Annotated in this window: 23 protein-coding genes; 5 read left to right on the top strand and 18 right to left on the bottom strand. The window is 34.8% G+C overall.

Features of this window, described 5'->3' with window-relative positions; translation table 11 throughout:
• On the top strand, positions 1 to 324 hold the full coding sequence (locus tag NG655_RS04590; protein WP_252158166.1) for a hypothetical protein: 324 nt from the start codon (positions 1 to 3) through the stop codon (positions 322 to 324).
• A gap of 107 nt (positions 325 to 431) precedes the next feature.
• A complete protein-coding gene (locus NG655_RS04585; protein WP_252158165.1) occupies positions 432 to 2,006 on the top strand; it encodes a glycoside hydrolase family 30 protein in 1,575 nt (524 codons plus the stop codon).
• A 101-nt stretch (positions 2,007 to 2,107) separates the two neighbouring features.
• Here the strand turns inward: NG655_RS04585 and NG655_RS04580 are convergent, their stop codons facing one another.
• The 5 genes from NG655_RS04580 to NG655_RS04560 form a co-directional block, all read right to left on the bottom strand.
• Positions 2,108 to 2,779: a DUF2490 domain-containing protein gene (locus tag NG655_RS04580; protein WP_252158164.1), complete on the bottom strand. Its 672-nt coding sequence runs from the start codon at positions 2,777 to 2,779 to the stop codon at positions 2,108 to 2,110.
• On the bottom strand, positions 2,772 to 3,401 hold the full coding sequence (locus NG655_RS04575) for a carbonic anhydrase family protein (protein ID WP_252158163.1): 630 nt from the start codon (positions 3,399 to 3,401) through the stop codon (positions 2,772 to 2,774). Before NG655_RS04575 ends, NG655_RS04580 begins: the two co-directional genes overlap by 8 nt.
• A gap of 21 nt (positions 3,402 to 3,422) precedes the next feature.
• Positions 3,423 to 5,015 carry a SulP family inorganic anion transporter gene (locus NG655_RS04570; protein WP_252158162.1) on the bottom strand — a complete coding sequence of 531 codons (1,593 nt, stop codon included), beginning with the start codon at positions 5,013 to 5,015 and terminating at the stop codon, positions 3,423 to 3,425.
• A 109-nt stretch (positions 5,016 to 5,124) separates the two neighbouring features.
• Positions 5,125 to 5,451, bottom strand: coding sequence for a hypothetical protein (locus NG655_RS04565; RefSeq protein WP_252158161.1), 327 nt, complete (start codon positions 5,449 to 5,451; stop codon positions 5,125 to 5,127).
• Positions 5,444 to 6,121, bottom strand: a complete 678-nt coding sequence (locus NG655_RS04560) for a TetR/AcrR family transcriptional regulator (RefSeq protein WP_252158160.1) — start codon at positions 6,119 to 6,121, stop codon at positions 5,444 to 5,446. Before NG655_RS04560 ends, NG655_RS04565 begins: the two co-directional genes overlap by 8 nt.
• Positions 6,122 to 6,260: 139 nt before the next feature.
• Here NG655_RS04560 and NG655_RS04555 point away from each other — a divergent pair, with 139 nt between their 5' ends.
• Together NG655_RS04555 and NG655_RS04550 are read left to right on the top strand one after the other, a co-directional pair.
• On the top strand, positions 6,261 to 6,725 hold the full coding sequence (locus tag NG655_RS04555; protein WP_252158159.1) for a GNAT family N-acetyltransferase: 465 nt from the start codon (positions 6,261 to 6,263) through the stop codon (positions 6,723 to 6,725).
• Positions 6,726 to 6,744: 19 nt separating this feature from the next.
• The gene (locus tag NG655_RS04550) at positions 6,745 to 6,972 is read left to right on the top strand and encodes a DUF1059 domain-containing protein (protein ID WP_252158158.1); all 228 of its coding nucleotides are present in this window, start codon (positions 6,745 to 6,747) and stop codon (positions 6,970 to 6,972) included.
• 12 nt (positions 6,973 to 6,984) lie between these two features.
• Here NG655_RS04550 and NG655_RS04545 read toward each other — a convergent pair whose 3' ends face one another.
• Positions 6,985 to 7,401 carry a type II 3-dehydroquinate dehydratase gene (locus NG655_RS04545; RefSeq protein ID WP_252158157.1) on the bottom strand — a complete coding sequence of 139 codons (417 nt, stop codon included), beginning with the start codon at positions 7,399 to 7,401 and terminating at the stop codon, positions 6,985 to 6,987.
• 98 nt (positions 7,402 to 7,499) lie between these two features.
• Here NG655_RS04545 and xerD point away from each other — a divergent pair, with 98 nt between their 5' ends.
• Positions 7,500 to 8,393, top strand: coding sequence for a site-specific tyrosine recombinase XerD (gene xerD / locus NG655_RS04540; protein WP_252158156.1), 894 nt, complete (start codon positions 7,500 to 7,502; stop codon positions 8,391 to 8,393).
• Here the strand turns inward: xerD and NG655_RS04535 are convergent, their stop codons facing one another.
• The 12 genes from NG655_RS04535 to NG655_RS04480 form a co-directional block, all read right to left on the bottom strand.
• Complete coding sequence (locus NG655_RS04535; protein ID WP_252158155.1) at positions 8,394 to 9,107, bottom strand: response regulator transcription factor; 714 nt, start codon at positions 9,105 to 9,107, stop codon at positions 8,394 to 8,396.
• Between the two features lie 2 nt (positions 9,108 to 9,109).
• A complete protein-coding gene (locus tag NG655_RS04530) occupies positions 9,110 to 10,708 on the bottom strand; it encodes a sensor histidine kinase (RefSeq protein ID WP_252158154.1) in 1,599 nt (532 codons plus the stop codon).
• An 87-nt stretch (positions 10,709 to 10,795) separates the two neighbouring features.
• Entirely contained in the window at positions 10,796 to 11,374 is a 579-nt protein-coding gene (gene coaE / locus NG655_RS04525; RefSeq protein WP_252158153.1) for a dephospho-CoA kinase, read from the bottom strand.
• A gap of 1 nt (position 11,375) precedes the next feature.
• Positions 11,376 to 12,344: a CdaR family protein gene (locus NG655_RS04520; RefSeq protein WP_252158152.1), complete on the bottom strand. Its 969-nt coding sequence runs from the start codon at positions 12,342 to 12,344 to the stop codon at positions 11,376 to 11,378.
• 10 nt (positions 12,345 to 12,354) lie between these two features.
• The gene (locus NG655_RS04515; protein WP_252158151.1) at positions 12,355 to 13,170 is read right to left on the bottom strand and encodes an enoyl-ACP reductase FabI; all 816 of its coding nucleotides are present in this window, start codon (positions 13,168 to 13,170) and stop codon (positions 12,355 to 12,357) included.
• A 36-nt stretch (positions 13,171 to 13,206) separates the two neighbouring features.
• Positions 13,207 to 14,859: a DNA repair protein RecN gene (gene recN / locus NG655_RS04510; RefSeq protein ID WP_252158150.1), complete on the bottom strand. Its 1,653-nt coding sequence runs from the start codon at positions 14,857 to 14,859 to the stop codon at positions 13,207 to 13,209.
• A gap of 62 nt (positions 14,860 to 14,921) precedes the next feature.
• Positions 14,922 to 15,812, bottom strand: coding sequence for a type IX secretion system protein PorD (gene porD, locus NG655_RS04505; protein WP_252158149.1), 891 nt, complete (start codon positions 15,810 to 15,812; stop codon positions 14,922 to 14,924).
• Positions 15,796 to 17,013 carry a bifunctional phosphopantothenoylcysteine decarboxylase/phosphopantothenate--cysteine ligase CoaBC gene (gene coaBC / locus NG655_RS04500; protein WP_252158148.1) on the bottom strand — a complete coding sequence of 406 codons (1,218 nt, stop codon included), beginning with the start codon at positions 17,011 to 17,013 and terminating at the stop codon, positions 15,796 to 15,798. The genes porD and coaBC overlap by 17 nt, the downstream gene beginning before the upstream one ends.
• A gap of 5 nt (positions 17,014 to 17,018) precedes the next feature.
• On the bottom strand, positions 17,019 to 17,339 hold the full coding sequence (locus tag NG655_RS04495) for a DNA-directed RNA polymerase subunit omega (protein WP_252158147.1): 321 nt from the start codon (positions 17,337 to 17,339) through the stop codon (positions 17,019 to 17,021).
• A 5-nt stretch (positions 17,340 to 17,344) separates the two neighbouring features.
• A complete protein-coding gene (locus NG655_RS04490) occupies positions 17,345 to 18,172 on the bottom strand; it encodes an outer membrane protein assembly factor BamD (protein ID WP_252158146.1) in 828 nt (275 codons plus the stop codon).
• A gap of 103 nt (positions 18,173 to 18,275) precedes the next feature.
• A complete protein-coding gene (gene dapA, locus NG655_RS04485; protein ID WP_252158145.1) occupies positions 18,276 to 19,154 on the bottom strand; it encodes a 4-hydroxy-tetrahydrodipicolinate synthase in 879 nt (292 codons plus the stop codon).
• Positions 19,155 to 19,664, bottom strand: coding sequence for a DUF6913 domain-containing protein (locus NG655_RS04480; protein ID WP_252158144.1), 510 nt, complete (start codon positions 19,662 to 19,664; stop codon positions 19,155 to 19,157).
• Between the last annotated feature and the right edge of the window lie 28 nt (positions 19,665 to 19,692).

Raw genomic sequence — 19,692 nt, 5'->3', positions numbered from 1 at the left:
ATGTCCAATAGAAAAACAATAAGCCCGATCTCCTCAGCTAAATTTCTAGCAGTCTTGGGAGTGCTTATTGGCTTTTTATGTGGACTGTTCTATTCCGTTGGGGGCTTCTTAATTGATGCGTTGGTGAGTATGGAATTTCTTTCTTCGGGAACTTATGGAACTCCCGGATTGAGTTACGGTACCCTCCTAGCTTTTGGGGCACTTATTGGAATGCCTCTGTTATTGGGAGCAGCTGGTTTTTTGTTGGGACTGGTAGCGGGTTTACTTTTTAATGGATGCTTGAAAGGGATCAACGGGCTGCAGGGTTTTTTTAATAAAAAATAAAACCGAAACAATCCGAAGCGGTACCGTTATATCAGCATCTACTTACCGCTCCATCCTATAAATTACCTAACTTTGGTTCATTCGATTTAATCATAACATACCAATCAATGCTTAGACCTTTAAAATTAAAAGGAACGCTGCTTCAGATATTCCTTGTTTCCCTCCTATACTCCTCTTGCGCCGACCAAAAGAACTCTTATAAAGTTACAGCTTACCAGACATCAGCAGCTGGGGATAACCTACAATGGGTTGCCTCCGAGCCTACTGAAAACAATTTAAAAACCTTAAGTTTAGCGATAAACCCAGATCAAAAGTTTCAAGAATACATCGGTTTTGGTGCTTCGTTTACGGAGTCTTCGGCTTGGAATTTGGCTACAATTCCTGTAAAACTTCGGAAGGAGGTCCTGGAGCGTCTTTTTAGCCCAACGCTGGGGGCTGGTTTTTCGCTTACGCGAACGCACATCAACAGCAGCGACTATGCAAACAACCACTATACCTATGTTGATGCAGGTGACCGCAGTTTAGCTTCTTTTAGTATTAACGAAGATCTTAAAGGGTTTACAGGAGATGAAAATGATCAGGTGCGTGGCATTGAACTGGTTACCCCAGAATACGATATGATTCCCATGATGCTAGAAGCTGCTGCAGTGGACGGAGCTGATTTTAAAATCATTGCTTCTCCATGGAGTCCACCTTCCTGGATGAAGTCGGGAGAAACCGCCTTAATGACCAACGGATCCATACGCCCGGAATATTATGGAGTTTGGGCAAAATACCTTTCTAAATATGTGACTGCTTACAAGGAACAAGGAATTGATCTCTGGGGAATTACCCCCCAAAACGAACCCCTACACGCACATGACGCACGATGGGATAGCAATGGATTTACTCCCGAACAGGGACGCGTGTTTTTAAGAGATCACTTAGGGCCACAGTTTGTCCGAGATGGTCATATAAATCTTGAAGACCTAAACGAGGGTCTGCGTATTTTAATTTACGACCACAATAAGTCTACCATGAACAACTACGTTGCTGCTACTTATAACGATCCTGAAGCGGCTAAATACGCTTGGGGGACTGCGTTTCATTGGTATGCAAATTCAGAACTGGATGAAAATAATTGGTTTGCAGCGGATTTGGATGTTTTAAGAACAAGCTGGCCCAGTAAAGGAATGATCCACACGGAATCGAGTATTGACATTGACGCTGATGATCCTGTGGGGCAGTATTGGAGAGAAAGCACGGATTATGCTGGAGTTTTTATCCCTTTTGATACCTATGCTTATGATATCATTACGGACATAAACCACGGAGCTCAGGGGTATGTTGAGTGGTGTATGATTCTAAGCAACGAAGGAAAACCCAATCCCTACGAAAACTTCAACAGTGCGCCGGTGCTAATTAATCCTGTTACGGACGAGGTTATCTATACGCCGTTGTACTATTTACTAAGTCATTTTAGTAAGTTCATTCGCCCGGGAGCCCATAGAATTGATATCAGCGGAGAGCAGGCAGCGGGTCTTATTTATACAGCCGCCCTGAATCCCGATAATTCCATTGCGGTAGTGGTATATAATAAAACAGAGGAAGTGCTTGAGCTAGAACTTGGTTTAGCTAACGAATCTTACCCAGTTAAGATTGCTGCTAGAGCTTTACAAACAATTACGTTTACAAGAAAATGAACCGATTTTAATATTCGTAATCCCAGGTGAATTTTACTATTAACCTAAGTAGGAATAAAAAAAGCAGCCTTTGGCTGCTTTTTATTTTGTGAATGTATTGATTAGAAGTTTACAAAGGTTATTAAGTTGACCTGATCCCTCCCACTCGATTCAAAAAACTGGTTCATATACCCTGCTTCTAAGCGAACGTTTTTATTCAATTGATATCCGATTCCGCCATACACACGATTGCGGTCAAAAACAGAGGATTTAGTGTTTAAGAAGATTTCGTTATAAGCAGATAAATAATATTTAGACGGTGTTTCTTCTGTCCCTTTAAACGGTAATTTAAAGGCTAAGAAATAACGAAATCGAGCTTTAAATTCCTCTTCAACGAAACGTTGTTCAAAACGATAACGATGGGTTAACGATAACCTACCTACTTTTTGTTTAGAAGTAAACTGCTGGAAGATACGATGTTCGTTTACCGTAATCTTATCCAAACCATTTTGAGCGTAGTTTTCGGATTTGATAAATCCATACCCTAACAAGAGGTTATTATTATTCTCAGAAAGGTTATACCCAATTCCTGTTCGTAACAACAACTGCTCAAGATCGCCAATAGCATCATAGTTTCTGTACTGAATCTCGTTGTGCAGATTCCATTTACTATTTAACTTTTTACTTCCAATATAAATAAGCCAGTTCCCCAGGTCGCTTTCTTGGGCTTTAGCTAAATTAGGCAACATTAGCAAGAATGCTAATGCTGCCGTGAGGAAGATGTTTTTATTCATAGTAAGAAACTTTCCCTGTAGCGATGTCATACATCCCTCCAACGATTTTGATTTCACCCTTTGTTTCCATCTCTGCAAGTATTGAACTTCTGCTGCGAATATTATCGATCGTCATCTCCACGTTTTTAGCCGCTACATCGTTTACGAAATCGATGTTTGAAGAGTTACGAAGGTCCGCGTCCGCTGGAGATTCTACAGCGTCTACTGCTGGCTCTAATTTGTTAATTAAAGCGGTAAGGTTTCCTAAACGAGCATGGTCACAAGCTCCTTTTACAGCTCCACAAGCAGTATGGCCAAGAACTACAAGAACTTTAGTTCCTGCTAGTTTACAAGCAAACTCCATACTCCCTAGGATGTCTTCGTTTACAAAGTTCCCCGCGATTCTAATACTAAACAAATCTCCAATTCCTTGGTCAAAAATGTGTTCCGCAGATACACGTGAATCTATACAGTGTAAAACGGTTGCGAATGGATATTGTCCCCCGCTTGTTTGTTCTACCTGTGTGTTTAAATTTCTGTTTACCTGTGTTCCGCTTACAAATCTTTCATTTCCTGCAATTAAGGCATCTAATGAAGATTGAGGGGTCATTAAATCTTGTGATTCTTTTGTTTGTGCATTCATAATTATTTATGTAAAAAGTTATTATTGTTTTGGGTTCAATTGAAAAAATTGAATGAAACTATCTGGGTTCTCTTGAACACCACGTTCCGAAATTAAATTAATCTTTATATTTCTGTTTTTTGCTTTTTCAGAGAAATCCTCTAGAATTTCGATGATATCGTTATCTAAATAACGAGTTTTTCTTACATCTAAATCTAAAATACTTTCATTTGGCAAACTGTCTAGTTCTTTTAAAATTGCTCCTTTATTGAAGAAGGTTACTTCTTCTGCAAGAGTCATTTTAATTTTGTGAACTCCATCGCTGTGGTCTTCGATGTGTAAGAAATGAGAATTTTGGAAACTCTTAATTAGAATTACAACAATTCCAACAGAAAGACCAAGAGCAATACCTATTAAAAGGTCTGTGAAAATGATCCCTAAAACGGTCACTACGAATGGAGTAAACTGCTTCCACCCTAAAAGATACATTTCTTTGAATAAAGCAGGCTTTGCCAGTTTGTATCCTACAATAAATAAGATAGCCGCTAATACAGAAAGTGGTATTTTATTTAATAAAGTAGGAATCATGATTACAGACACTAGAAGTAATAGACCGTGAATAATTGCAGCCATTTTAGTTTTTCCTCCTGACTGAATGTTCGCTGAACTTCTTACAATAACCTGTGTTACGGGTAACCCTCCGATTAAACCAGAAAGTATATTTCCAGTTCCCTGAGCTAATAATTCTCTGTTTGTTGGGGTAACTCGTTTTAATGGATCGATCTTATCAGTAGCTTCTACACATAGTAAGGTTTCTAAACTAGCAACTAAGGCAATTGTAAAGGCTGTGATCCAAATCTGTGGATTGGCTATTTCACCAAAATTAGGAAAGCTGAATTGACCAAAAAATGATGCAGCATCTTCCGGTACTGGAACACTTACTAGCAAATCTGAAGAAACACTCCAAGTAGCACTGTTTTTTGTAGCTACATAGTATATGATACCTCCAAGAACGGCAACTAAAGGACCTTGAATTAGTTGGAATATCTTTCCTTTATTCACCAATACATTACTCCATAACAACAAAATTCCCATTGCAATTAATGCGATTAGCGTAGCGCCTGGGCTAATGTAATTTATAGAATTTAAGATTTCAGAAAATGTGTTTTCACCATCGATATGGAAAAAAGCAAAGTTTCCTTCAAGATTGGCTTTATAACCAAAGAAGTGAGGAATTTGTTTGAGGATGATTATGATTCCAATACCAGTTAGCATTCCTTTAATTACAGAAGAAGGAAAGTAATAACCGATAACACCGGCCTTGAGTACTCCGAATAAAACTTGGATAGCACCACCAAGTACAACCGCAAGTAAGAAGTTCTCAAAACCACCAAGAGTACCAATCGCAGTAAGTACAATCGCAGCTAAACCAGCTGCAGGTCCACTAACACCGACTTGAGAGCCACTTAATGCTCCAACAACCACACCCCCTATTATACCCGAAATAAGTCCGGAAAATAGCGGTGCTCCACTAGCTAATGCAATTCCTAAACATAAGGGAATTGCAACAAAAAATACAACGATACTAGCTGGAATATCGTTTTTGAAATTTTTAAAAGGATTTGAATTATTCATTAATTAAAATAGATTAAATGCCAATTGCTTTTGGCAAAATTAAATTTGAAAAAATACGTACATAATAAACTACAGGGAACAAGCCAGTAGATTATAATTTCGTGGAAGTCTAACTTATTTCCGGAGGCGGAAAATACGTTTTGAGAACGATGTCAAAAAATGCGTGTTGCTCTATGAAGGTGTTTTGTTTGTGGGTATATAAATTCATAGAACTCATTACATTCAAGAAATAGATTTCTTCGTTTTCATTCTCAGCGTCTTTCTCATCTGAGTTTTCTTGTTCACTTGAGTTTTCGTCTAAAGCATACTCAACCCAAGTATGGTCTGAATTCTGAAAAAGTTCCAAAGATTCAACTATAGGTCGAATAACCATAGATCCAAATACTATGGAAAATATAAAAAGTGCCGATAAAGAAATATTATTAATTCTATGCATCGGTTTTAATGAGTTTAAATACTAAATCGTTGTAAAAACAAGCTATGTTATTTTTACCTTCTTCAAAATCTGTTAGAGAAGGTAAGTGCTTTGAAAAATAACGTTGGTGATGTGCCCCTTCGATTACGGTAGAGACTAACATATGAGGATATTCGAATGTTGGGTTTATTTCTAAAACTAGGCTAGAAACCCGTTCTACAACATTTTTGTAGGTTTTGTAAAATCCTTTTTCATTTTCTTTATCGACTTCTTTTGTATGATAAGCTTTAGAAGACTCCGAAATTATAATCTTTGTTAGGATAACCTCATTGATGTAAGAGAATGAATTATCCTCAACAACCTCTTCTGTTAGGATTTTTATTGCTTTTTCTAATTTTTCAATCGGTGAATTGATGTTTAAAGTAGCAAATACAATTTTGTATTCGATCCAGCTCCAATACCAGTTGATCAAATAAATTAACAATGCATGTTTACTCTCAAAATATCTATAAATAGAACTCTCATTAGAACCAATTTCGATTCCTAACTTTTTAAAAGTAAAATTTTCAAAACCCAAATCATCTATCATCGAGATGCTTTTAGACACTATTTTCTTTCCCAGATCAGAAGAATCAGGGTTTTTAGTGTAAAGCTCCGGGCTTATCATGATTTGTAAATGCAATTGTTCCATAAACTTATAAGCAAATATAATAGTAATACTATTAACATGAGTAGTAAAAGAATAATATTTACTTATAATACTATAGAGCGCTAATTATAACCGCATTAAATAACTATATTTATTATTCTTTAAACGAAAATTACTTTTTATGACTGAAGATCATTTTGAGATTAGAGCAGCTCAAATTACTGATATCGAAACGTTAAAAGAATTTGAGCAAGGGGTTATCGCTTATGAAAGACCTTTTGCTTCTAATTTAAAAAAGGATCCGATTTCTTATTACGATCTTAAAGATCTAATTGCACGAACAGATGCCCAATTGTTAGTTCTTCTTATTAAAAACAAAATTGTTGCCTCTGGCTATGCATTAATAAAAAAATCACCTCCCTACAAAAACCCTGAATTTTATGCTTATTTGGGATTCATGTATGTAGCACCATCTCACCGAGGGGAGGGATTGAATGGAATACTCTGTAAAGAACTAATCGAGTGGGCCAAGAAGCAAAATATAACCGAAGTACAGTTAGACGTTTATGCAGAGAACGAAAGTGCCTTGTCTGCTTATAAAAAAATTGGTTTTAAACCCGATTTATTAAAAATGAGATTGAAATAAAAATTAAAACCCATCACACATGAAATCAATGACTTGCAAAGAATTAGGAGGAGCCTGCTCTACGGTATTTAAAGGAACTTCTTTTGAGGATATAGTAAAACAAAGTAAAGCACATGGAAAAGAAATGTTCCTAAAAAAAGATCCAGCGCATGTAGAAGCCATGTCGGTGATGCAAGATTTAATGAAAGATGCTGCAGCCATGCAAGAATGGTTTGAGCAAAAAAAACAAGAGTTTGAAGCTCTATAGAGTTAAAGCAGACTACTTTATAAAACTTTCGATTGCCAGTCGGTAAGAATCCATGCCAAAGCCTAGAATTAGTCCTTTTGCGTTTGGAGTTATATAAGAGGTGTGTCTAAAATCTTCTCGTGCAAACGTATTGGAAATGTGGACTTCTATAACTGAGGTGTCAATTGCTTTAATTGCATCTCCTAGTCCTACTGAAGTATGAGTGTATGCGGCAGCATTTAAAATAATTCCATCCGACGAAAAGCCTACTTTATGAAGTTGATCGATTAACTCCCCTTCTATGTTGGATTGAAAATAATCTAATTCAACTTCTGGAAATTTAGATTGCAATTCAGCAAAAAATGTTTCAAATGTCTGACTACCATAGATACCTGGTTCGCGTTGACCCAGAAGGTTTAGGTTTGGACCGTTGATTATGCTAATTTTCATAGGTTGAATTTTAAACAAAAATAGTCAAACTTTTTTTAGAATCAATTTACTATCTAAAGAACAGAAAAAATAAACCCTAAAAAGCTTAATTTTGAACCATGCAATGGAATGAGGCATTAATAGAATACAAACAGTTTCTTAAAATTGAACGCGGCTTATCAGAAAACTCGATCAGCAGCTATTGTTTGGATGTAATGGCGCTCATTAAGTATTTTTCTGACAACAAGAAAAGCACCCCTTTAAATTGCTCTAAAGAAAATGTTCAGCAGTTTTTATACGAGGAGAATTTAGGTTCGAGGTCCCAAGCTCGAAGGATTTCGGGTCTGAAGAGTTTTTTTAATTTTCTAATATTTGAAAATTACATTGAATCTTCTCCCATCGATTTAATCGAAAGTCCAAAATTAGGAAGAAAACTTCCAGAAGTTTTAACAATCAATGAAATTGAGAAATTATTAGAGGGCATAGACCTCAGTCATGCACAAGGTCACAGGAATCGAGCAATATTAGAAACCCTTTACGGTAGCGGGTTACGGGTAAGTGAACTGGTAGGTTTAAAGATTTCAGATGTGTATTTTGATGAAAACATGATGCTCATTACTGGAAAGGGAAATAAGCAAAGACTGGTTCCTATGGGGGCTTTTGCTAAAAAATTCATCCGTATCTACCTCGCAGATATTCGGATATTGAATAAAATAGCAAAAGAGGATCGAGATACTTTATTTTTAAATAGAAATGGGAAAAAACTAACCCGTGCTATGATTTTTACAATCGTTCGACAACTCGCTAAAACCGTCGGGATTAATAAGAAAATTAGCCCGCACACCTTTAGACATTCATTTGCAACTCACCTGTTGGAAAATGGCGCAGATCTTAGAACCATTCAAACTTTAATGGGTCATGAAAGTATTACAACTACTGAAGTTTATATGCACTTAGACACACAACACTTAAGTGAAGTGCTGGAGGAGTTTCATCCTAGAAATAATAAATAGTTATTCTGAAGCTACATTTACAACCAAACGAAATCCTTCTCCATGGATGTTCAAAATTTCGACATTGGGATCCAGTCGTAAGTATTTTCTGAGTTTTGCGATGTACACATCCATACTTCTAGAGGTAAAGTAATTATCGTCGTGCCATATCTTATTTAATGCAGTTTCACGAGACAAAAGATCATTAACATGCAACGCTAACAAACGTAATAATTGATTTTCCTTTGGAGATAACTTAATCGGTTCTTGATCTTCAAAATGCAACATTCTAAGCTTAGAATTAAAAGTAAAGGCTCCGATCTTGAAATCAATTTCTTCAGATTCAATTGAAGGTTGAGCTACTCTTCTAGAGAGTATGGACTTAATTTTAGCCAGTAAAACCTCGGAATCAAACGGTTTTGATATATAGTCATCAGCTCCGATTTTAAACCCTTTTAAAACATCTTCTTTTAACGTTTTAGCAGTTAAGAAGATCAGCGGAATTAGATCGTTTTTTTCACGAATTTCTTTAGCGAGAGTAAAGCCATCTTTATATGGCATCATTACGTCTAACAAACATAAGTCAAATAGGTCTTTTTTGAATTTCTCAAAACCTTCAATTCCATTTTTAGCTAATGTCACTTCATACCCATTCATAGATAAATACTCTTTTAGAATATTTCCAAAATTAGGGTCATCCTCAACTAATAATATCTTCTTACTTTCTAATTTCATTGCTATATATTTATTTTAGACTTAGATATTGGCAATCGTATTTTAAAAATTGTGCCTTCATCTATTAAACTACTTACATGAATCGTGCCGTTATGTAATTCTATAATTTTTTTTACATAAGACAACCCCAATCCATGTCCTTTAATATTATGGATATTACCTCCTTGACGGCGATAAAATTTCTTAAAAATTAACTTCAAAGTTTCTTGGTCCATACCAATTCCATGGTCTTTTATTTCAAAAACCCAAAAATTTGATTCGTTATATGTATTGACATAAATCAAAGGAGACTCAGAGGAATACTTAATTGCATTATCTAATAGATTGACAAAAACATTCATAAAATGATTTTTATCGACTACCACACTTTGCTTTGCCGCATTAAGTTCACTTTTAATGATTCCATTTTTACTTTTCACAATTAAAGCAACATGACTGATGGCCTCACTTACGATTGGATTCATAGCATAGGACTGTAAATCCAAGGGGGTAGTCCCTCGTTCTAACTGAGAAATCATCAAGACATTTTCAACCTGATCTTGCATGCGCTTGTTTTCTTCTCTCAGCATTTTTAAATAACGATCTACCTTTTCTTCATCTTCTTTAACCACCTTATTCTGCAAAGCATCAATGGCTAAATTTATAGTTGCAATGGGTGTTTTAAATTCATGCGACATATTGTTTATGAAGTCAGATTTGATTTCTGAGATTTTCTTTTGTTGAACAATTTCATAAATAGAATATGCACAAACCACAATTATAAGTAAGGTTAAAACAAAAGAAAGAGAGGTTATTCCAATAATAGAAGATCTTAAATACACATTCTTTTTTGGAAAAGAAACAATTAGATCATAGGTATTTACACCTTCGTTCTGTAAAAATAAAGGAACTGAATAATTGGGTCCTTTTTGAGATTCAGAATAATTATTTGAAGTAACCTTCGTGGCTAAACCATCACTAAAAACTCCAAATTCAAAGGGTGTAATGATGTCTCTGTCTATAAGAGCACGACGAAGAATTACTTCTAACTCATATGAATTTAATCTTTTGTGTATGGGGAACGTATTTGCAATATTGGAGAAAAAAGCCTTGTAAGTTGCTCTATCGAAAGCATTGATTCGTTCAAAATCTTTAAGTTTTTCAATCGTTAACGAAACACGATTTTCACGATCAAAATTTTCTTTTAGAATGGTAGTCGTTCGTACCCCTTTAAAGTCTGATATTTTTGAATTAGGATTTAAACTATTACTAAAATTACTGTTCGAGGGAATATTATAATCTTCCTTTAAGATTCCAAAAGCATGAAGAGCAGACAAATTAGAGGGTGCATCATTGTCATAAAATAAAAATACATCTCTGAATTCAGAGGTTTCTGGAGAGCCCGCAGAATCTATAACAGTTTCAAATCGATCAAAATAATATCGTAATTCTCGTTCTTGAACTTCTTCTGCAACAGAACTAAGGGCTTGTCGGACTGTTAACGAGAACTCCTCTTCTATATTACTTAAAGAAGTATTTATCCAGTATCCTTGAATGAATATAACTCCCGATAGGGATAATATCATGAATGCAACTAAGGATAAAAAATGTTTTTTCTTCATAAACTGACAACAAATATGGGTACAAATTTCACTAATAAATAATTAACAAGATGCTAAAACATTGTTAATTCACGCGTGATATTTAATTTAAATTAACTTTTTATGAATTGCATCGATTTGGATTAGAGTTTTTTCCCAATCAATGTTTTCTATTACATAACTAGCAAGAGGTTTCTTTTTATCATCACTCCACTGCTTAGACATTCGTTGTTCTATTGCCTCTACACTACTCCTATCTCGGGCTAAAACTCGCTTCATTCGGATGTCTTTGGGCGCAGTTATAAGTATGGTTTCATTGCATTTTTCAAAACCTCCATTTTCAAATAAGATTGCCGCTTCTTTAATTACATAGGGAGTCTTTTGGATAGCAACCCAAGCTTCAAAATCTTTTGCAACTTCTGGATGAACAATAGCATTTAGCTTCGATAGTTTATTGGAATCATTGAAAACAATAGCTGCTAAAAAAGTCGTATTGAGTTCATTATTTTCATAAGAAGCTTCTCCAAACTCATTAATAACCGCGTCTCGAATTGCAGTGCTGGTATTCATCAGCTTCTTCGCTTCATCATCTGCTATATAACAAGGGATTCCTAGTTCTAAAAAACGAGCAGTTACTTTAGTTTTCCCACTTCCTATGCCACCCGTAAGTCCGATTATTTTTGGCATATTATTTACGGATTAAATATTCTACTTGTTTTGGAGACCAACGTATATTTTGGATGTGTTCTGGTTGTTCTTTGAAATATATTGGTAATCCCTCTACCCCTTTTTTAATTGAATTATAATCACAAGTAAACACAAAGTCTGAAGGATTAATGTATTTAATATCAGTCAAACTAGCTGAAAACGTAATTTTTATTGAGCTTGGAAATAACTTCAATGTGATTGAATCAGGAACATTAGTAATACGAATAGGAACATTCAATGTTTTTTCTGAAAATCTATCAATAACCACTTTGAGATTAACAAGGGATTCCGAAAATTCTAGTTGTGATGAATCTGGATTGAATAATTCAAACTCATTCTCAAAAGACTCTGTTACTTTACTGAACGAAATTGGATTTAGATAAACAGCTTTGAGGGTGTCTAGGATTTTTGAAGATCCAATTACACTGATACTATCTGGATTTATTAGGGGAGTCTCTGAAACACCAAAACCTGCAACCACATCAAGTTCTAAGGGGAGTTTAACCGGAATTCGTTTCGTGTCAAGCCTAGAGTAATCAAAGCTAATTGTATTTGGGAAAAAAGATCTTATTTCTGTTTCACCAAATAATTGATTTTGAATTTCGTTGATACTAAAGTCCAATGGAATTGTAGCTATTCCATTTTCAAAATTACCCTTATCCGCATTTACCATTAGCTTTCCAATAAAAATCTTAAAAAAAATCAATTGAAAACCGGAAGCGGATAAAGTAACTTGAACCTCTGAAGTATCTTTTGACAAAGGAATGACCTCTGCTGGTAGGTCATCTATTCCAATTTCAAAATTAAGGGCTTCTGTATACTGATTTGAAAATTTAGTGATGATCCAAAAGAAAAAAGAAAGCCCCAAGAATATTAAAAATGAACGTGACTTCCCTCTTCCCATAGAAAAATCTTGTAAAGAGTGGAGAAAAGGGAAACGCTGTTCCATAATAATCTTACTATTCTTTTTGAAGCATATCAATGATATCTTGACTTACACCCGTATTTGAAAATCCTCCATCATGAAATAAATTCTGAAGCGTTACTTTTCGTGTGAAATCAGAAAACATCATAACCGTGTAGTCTGCACATTCTTTTGCAGAAGCATTTCCAAGGGGAGACATTTTTTCAGCATAATTTAAAAAACCATCTAATCCTTCTACCCCTTGTCCGGCTGTAGTTAATGTAGGTGATTGAGAAATTGTATTGACACGTACTTGTTTATCTTTCCCCATAAAGTATCCAAAACTTCTTGCGATGGATTCTAAATACGCCTTATTGTCCGCCATATCGTTATAATTAGGGAATGTACGTTGTGCTGCAATATAAGTTAAGGCTACAATACTACCTCCTGCCTTCATTGCGTCTTTCTTATAAAGGGTTTGAAGCAATTTATGAAAAGAAACGGCAGAAACATCCCATCCTTTTGTCATCCAATCATGGTTAAGGTCCGTGTAGTGTTTACCTTTTCTTACGTTTACAGACATACCAATTGAATGTAAAACAAAATCTAAAGGACCTCCTAGATGCTCAACAGCTTGGTCTATTAGATTTTCTAAATCTTCTATTGATGTTGCATCTGCTGGTATTACAGGTGCATTTACTTTAGTCGCCAGTTCGTTAATGGTTCCCATTCGTAACGCAACGGGTGCATTTGTTAAAACAATTTGACCTCCTTGTTCGTGAACGCTTTCTGCAGTTTTCCATGCAATCGATTGACTGTCTAGTGCTCCAAAAATAATTCCTCTTTTCCCAGCTAAAAGTTGATGAGACATATGTAAATAATTAAATTAATAAATAACAAAGATACGTTAATTCAATAATTCTTTTGCGTGTAGAATTGCTGTTTCAGAAATTTCTTCCCCACCCAGCATCTGAGCAATTTCAAGAATACGATCTTCTGTTTGTAACTTCTTAAGTTGTGTATAAGTACTTTGATCCTTTGTTTCTTTATAAACTTTAAAATGGTGAGCTCCTTTAGCTGCTACTTGTGGTAAATGTGAAATTGTGATTACCTGCATATATTGACTCATTTCGTGCATTACTCCTCCAATTTTATACGAAACTTCACCAGATACTCCAGTGTCAATTTCATCAAAAATTATAGTTGGTAATGTTTTGAATCGAGATAATATTGCTTTAATTGAAAGCATAATTCGAGATAATTCTCCTCCTGAAGCTACCTTTTTTAATGGACCGAAATTAGAGCCTTTGTTCGCTGCAAATTCGAAGAGTAAATTGTCTTTCCCATGAGAAAGTAATCGGTCACTTGGCTGTAAATCTATTTTGAATCGAGCATTTGGCATTCCTAGGATAGATAATAAAGACTCGAGTTCTTCTCTTAAAGAAGGAATTGTTGTTTTTCTTTTTTCTGTTAACTGACTTGCAAGCTCTTCGAGTTCATGAAGTAAAACGTCCCTTTGTTCTTTCAATTGAATCAAATCCTCGCCTAGTGTAGCAGTAGACTGAACTTTCTGATCCAATGATTCCCGAATCGCTATTAACTCCTCAACCGTTTGGCAGTGATGCTTTCCCTGAAGATCATATATCTTTTGAAGCATTTGCTTAATTTGCTCCAATCGAGAAGGATTTGCTTCAATTTGTTCAGCTTGTACTTGAATGTCTTGATTTAAATCTTGAAGTTCTATTTTCATACTCTCAATTCGCTCAAAAAGGGAATTGTATTTTTCTGAAACTGAAGATACTTTCTGAAGTGCAGAACGAATTTCATTCAACTGTTCTTCTACACCAATTTGTTCAGCACTTATGATTTGAGTTGATTTAACTAAATTCATTCCTATTTCTTCAGCATGAATTAATTCTTGTTCTTCTTCCTCAAGTGGAATTAACATACCAGGTTCCAAATTGGCTTCTATTAATTCTTCTAAAAGGAATGTAGAATAGTCTAAATCTTGTTTTTGCTCGGATTGAAGAGCTAATAGTTTTTTTAATTTGTCATCTATTGTCTTAAAAATAGACAACTTAGTTCGATAGGTTTCTAATAGGCTTTGATTCGATGCTAAAGCATCTAAAACCTCTAGCTGATAATCTGATTGGGTCAAAGAAAGTGTTTGATGTTGAGAATGAACATCAATAAGTTCTTGCCCTAGTCTCTGAAGGGAAGATAAATTAACAGGAGTATCGTTTACAAAAGCTCTAGATTTTCCTGAGGGTAAAATTTCTCTTCGAATTAAGGTTATTGATTCATAATCTAGATCAAGTTCTTCGAATAATTCTTTTAGCTCATAATCTTGAATAGAAAAAGTTGCTTCTACGAAACATTTTTCTTCTGTGTTCTTCAATGTGCTCAAATCTGCCCTGTTTCCCAATACTAGACCTAATCCGCCCAGGAGAATAGACTTCCCCGCCCCTGTTTCTCCAGTAATGCTAGTCATTCCATTTGAGAAGTTTACTTCTAAATGATCAATCAGAGCGAAATTTTTAATGATTAGTCCTGTTAGCACTACTTTATAGATTTATTAATTTCAAAGATAATCGACAACGAAGCTAATTTCAAAGAAATTGATTAGTATTTAATGCGCTTCCATTTAGGTCCAAAAAAAGGGGCTATTTTATTCAGAAGATTCAAAGAACTTTGAAAATCTACCTCAGGGCCATCCGAAAAAATATCAACGATTTCATCTGATTTTGCATCAAAAAATATTTGATTTAAAAATGAATTTGGTCGACGTGAATACAAGCGGTTTAAGCTGGCTATAGAGTTGATTATATTCTGCTTTGCTTGACCCGGATTTTCTGTCATTAAATCCAATCCTTTTCGGTGATATTCATACATTACCGTTCGATACTCTTTAAAGGTGTTAGAACGAAGCGTTTCTATAAGCCAGTAACGACTTCTATTTCCATCTGCTTGATTCCATCCTTTACTTTGATTTTGACTCGTTAAGTTTAAAATCTGTTGTGCAGTTGCATAAAACGGATTGCCCCCATTCAATTTAAATGTATCTGCTTCCATTCCTAAACTCAAAAAAGCATAAAAGCTTAATAATGATACTAGATTAGATTCGTAGGTTGAAGTATTATAAAAAAGTGGTTGAAATTCCTGATAAGTGAAATTTATGTCCTTGTCTAAGTGACTTAATATCGGGGTTTTGAAATTGGTATTAAACACGGGGCGTTGTATTTGAACTTGAAGTGTTCCTTGAAACTGAGATCCATTATAAGCAGTTAAATTAAGAACCATGCTACAATCCAACCTCTCCTCATTTAAACGATTTTGATTCGTCCAAGCTTTATTGTTCATGAATTCATTTATACTAACTTCAAGAGTTTTGAATACCTGCTGATTTGTTTGATTAACGAGATCTGAATTTACACTCAATTGAAAATTAATCTCTTGAGCATTTCCTGCTGAAAAAATAAAAGAAAATAAAAATAGGCTAAGAAGATTTTTCATAAGAAACGATTATTTGATCAAAAATATCGACAGCTACCGCTTGTTTAGATTTCAATTCAAACGAAATAGGAGCTGTATTGGGTTGAATATAAGTGATTTTATTTTGATCGCCACCAAATCCTGCGTTAGGATCGTTTAAAGAATTAAGAACAATAGCATTTAAGTTTTTATGTTTTAATTTTTTCTTTGCGTTATCAATTTCATTTTCTGTTTCAAGAGCAAATCCGACTAAAAATTGATTCTCTTTGATAGACCCAAGATGAGCCAATATATCAGGAGTTGGAACTAGATTTATTTTATTAAAATTTTCGCCTTTTTTTATTTTTTGAGTTGCACTATGATCCGGTTTGAAATCTGCAACAGCAGCAGAAGCTATGAATATTGAAGCAGAAGGAAAATGACTTTTTGACAACTCGAACATTTGATCTGCAGAAACCACATGCTCGATCTGAATATTATGATGTTCTACTTTTTGAGAAGTAGGCCCGCTTATTAACACTACCTCAGCTCCTAAATTTGCTGCTCTTTTTGCTAATTCAAATCCCATTTTACCGGAAGAACTATTTCCTATGAATCGAACCGGATCAATAGCCTCATGAGTTGGACCAGCAGTAATTACCACTTTCTTTAAACTTAATGGTAAATTTTTAGAGATACTTTTTTCTATCAAAGAGACAATTTCTAGCGGCTCTAGCATGCGTCCCTTACCCTGTAAGCCACTAGCTAAGAATCCTTCGCCTGTTGGAAGTACTTCTACTCCATATTCAACAAGAGTATCTAAGTTTTTTTGATTACCGGGATGCGAATACATATCTAAATCCATCGCAGGAGCGACAAAAACTTTGCATTGAGACGACAGATAAGCTGCTAGTAGTAAATTGGTACAACGAGCGTGTACCATTGAAGAAATGGTGTTTGAAGTAGCAGGAGCGATGAGCATAAAATCTGCCCATAAAGCCATTTCAACATGATTATTCCATAAAGGATTGTCTTGATCCACAGCAATAAATGAAGAATAAACTGGATTGTTAGATACAGTTGCTAAAGAAAGTGGAGTTACAAAATCTTTAGAAGAAGGAGTCATAATGACCCGTACCTCTGCACCTTGTTTGATAAAAGCTCGAACAAGCTCCGGTGTTTTGTAAGCAGCTATTCCACCTGAAACACCTAGTAGGATCCTTTTACCATGGAAGAAGGACATATCCTCTACTCTTCAGTTTTTCGATGGTATACTCTATTTTGTAACCATTCTTCTACTGCAAGTGCGTGTGGCTTAGGAAGACTTTCATAAAATTTAGAAACTTCGATTTGCTCTTTGTTTTCAAAGATCTCTTCTAAACTATCATTGTGAGTTGCAAATTCTTCTAATTTTTCATGCAGTTCTTTTTTAATATCTAAGTTGATTTGCATGGAACGCTTTGCAATAATAGATAATGCTTCGTAGATGTTCTTTGTTTCTCCCTCAACTTTATTCTTGTCATAAGTTGTTGTACTGATTGGAGCTTTTGATTCTCTATACTTTGTCATCCTTGCTATTTTGTATTTGTTGTTGTTGATTGGTCAAAGGTGTTCAATTCCTTTTTAATGGTTTTTAATTTTTTATCAATATCATCCAGAAATAACGACTCCGGAAAATAACTTAAAAGAGTACGTCCGAGCTCTTCTGCATCGGTAAGTCGATCTTCTTTTTTGGCAAAGATACTATTTATTGCTAACTCATAGCTAGAAAGGAACTTATAATACAATGCTTCTTCTTTGTATTGAGTTCCTGGGAAGTCGCTTATGAAGTTGTCAAAAGCATTTAAAGCAGCTTTGTAGTCCCTAATAGTATGATATTTTTTAGAAATTTCGAAAAACTTTTTTTCAAGCTTAACCTGAAGTTCTGCAATGAGTGTATTTGCTTCCTCGCTAAACTCTGAGTTTGGGTAATTGTCTAAAAAAACCTGAAGCTTATCAATTGCAGTATAAGTATCCTGCTGGTCTAAGCTGGATCTCGGAGAAAGCATATAATATGATTTTGCAGCCATAAAATATGCTTCTTGAAGTCGATCACTTTTCGGATAAGCTTTTACAAAACTTTCAAACTGATAGGCTGCTAAATTGTAATCCCTAATTTGAAAAAAACTATTGGCGTAGAAAAATATAATCCTTTGAGCCTGAGGTTTACCTCTATAAGAAGGGACAATTTGTTCTAAAACTCGATTTGCTTTTTTGTATTCTCCAGCATTGTAATATGCTTCAGCTCCTTTATATTTAAGATTTATATCGGGATTATTAAGTAGTTTTTGATAATCGCTACAACTAGCTAGTGAAATCAGTAACAATAAGACTACTAAAGATTTGAAGGTTTTTAAAATCATGATGCAAAACTACTAAAATATAATCAATGTGAAAATTAAAATTCAAAGGTAAGTTGTAAATAAAATTGAGGGTACTATTTTACCAAAATTTTAACTTCAGGGTCTAGTTTAGACCAGCTAAATTATCCTTTATTTCTGAGGCTAGCTCCTCGGTTGCAGAAACCAAAGGCAAACGAACATTTGGCTCACATAAACCTATAATTTGAGAGAGTTTTTTGATTCCGGTTGGATTTCCTTCACGAAAAATCAAATCAATCATATCTAGAATTTGATTGTGATACACAAGAGCTTGATCTTCTTTGTTTTCTAAACCTAAACGAATCATTTGGGCAACCTTAGTGGATAATGCGCCACCGATTACCGATATGACTCCAGATCCTCCAGCAAGTACTATTGGAAGTGCAAGAGCATCATCTCCAGAAATCACATGAAAACCATTTGGAACTTGGTCAATTAAAGAAATAACAGAATCTAAGTCTCCTGTAGCATCTTTTGTTCCTACAATATTTGAACAATCGTTTGCAAGTCGAACTGTTGTTTCGTTCGATATGGACACTCCTGCTCTTGAAGGTACATTATATAAAAGAACAGGGATTTCAGATGCTTCAGAAACAAGCTTAAAGTGTTGGTATAAACCTTCTTGACTTGGTCTTGTATAATAAGGACATACTGACAATAAGGCCTTGAATGAAGATAAATCGGTTTGTTTTATTGTTGAAATAAGTTCTGCAGTATTATTACTTCCGAGTCCCAAAACTAAAGGAACACGATTGCCATTAACTTCAATAATTTTGGAAACTATTTGCGCTCGCTCCTCTTTAGTCAGGGTTGCAGTTTCAGCAGTAGTTCCCATAACTACTATATAATCGATCCCACCGGAGATTATATGATTAACTATACGTGTTAATGCATCAAAATCTATATTCCCACTGGAATCAAACGGAGTAATCATAGCAACTCCAGAACCTTTTAAAAACTCCACTTATATCTTGTTTAAAATTGTCATATACTTAAGCAATTCTTTTTTAAAAGTATGCTTATCCTTTGGGTCAAAGTCAAATATAATATCATTAATTCTTGAATCTACACCAACAAAACCAACACTCATTTTGGCTTTGGTTCTGGTACTTATCAATGAATAAATAGAATTGCTTTTGTTGTAATAATTAATCAAAAGATCATATTCTGACTGACAAAAATTTAATAAATCTCCTTTAAAACTGCTCCAATAATTTAATTCAGTTAAATTTAGTGTTTGAGGATGCTCGTCCACTATTTCAATGGTTTTGTTTAATAACATTAAATTCATTTTAACCTTTGGCAAATTAAGATCAGCTGCTAAATCCATAAAAAAACGAGCTTCAACTTCTAATTTTGGATCAACTAAAATCGCAACGCTTTTAATTTTAAATTCCTTGTCTAGAGACTTCATGGATAAATTTTTATCCAGCTCCCTTTCAAAAATAAAATTGCGCCAAAAATTACGAATCAAAGTTTAAAAAATTTAATAAACAAAAATA

The sequence above is a fragment of the Candidatus Arcticimaribacter forsetii genome (genome assembly GCF_910589745.1).
Taxonomy (GTDB): domain Bacteria; phylum Bacteroidota; class Bacteroidia; order Flavobacteriales; family Flavobacteriaceae; genus Arcticimaribacter; species Arcticimaribacter forsetii.
The sequence above is the reverse complement of the archived record's forward strand: the minus strand, read 5'-3'. Positions and strand labels throughout refer to the sequence as shown.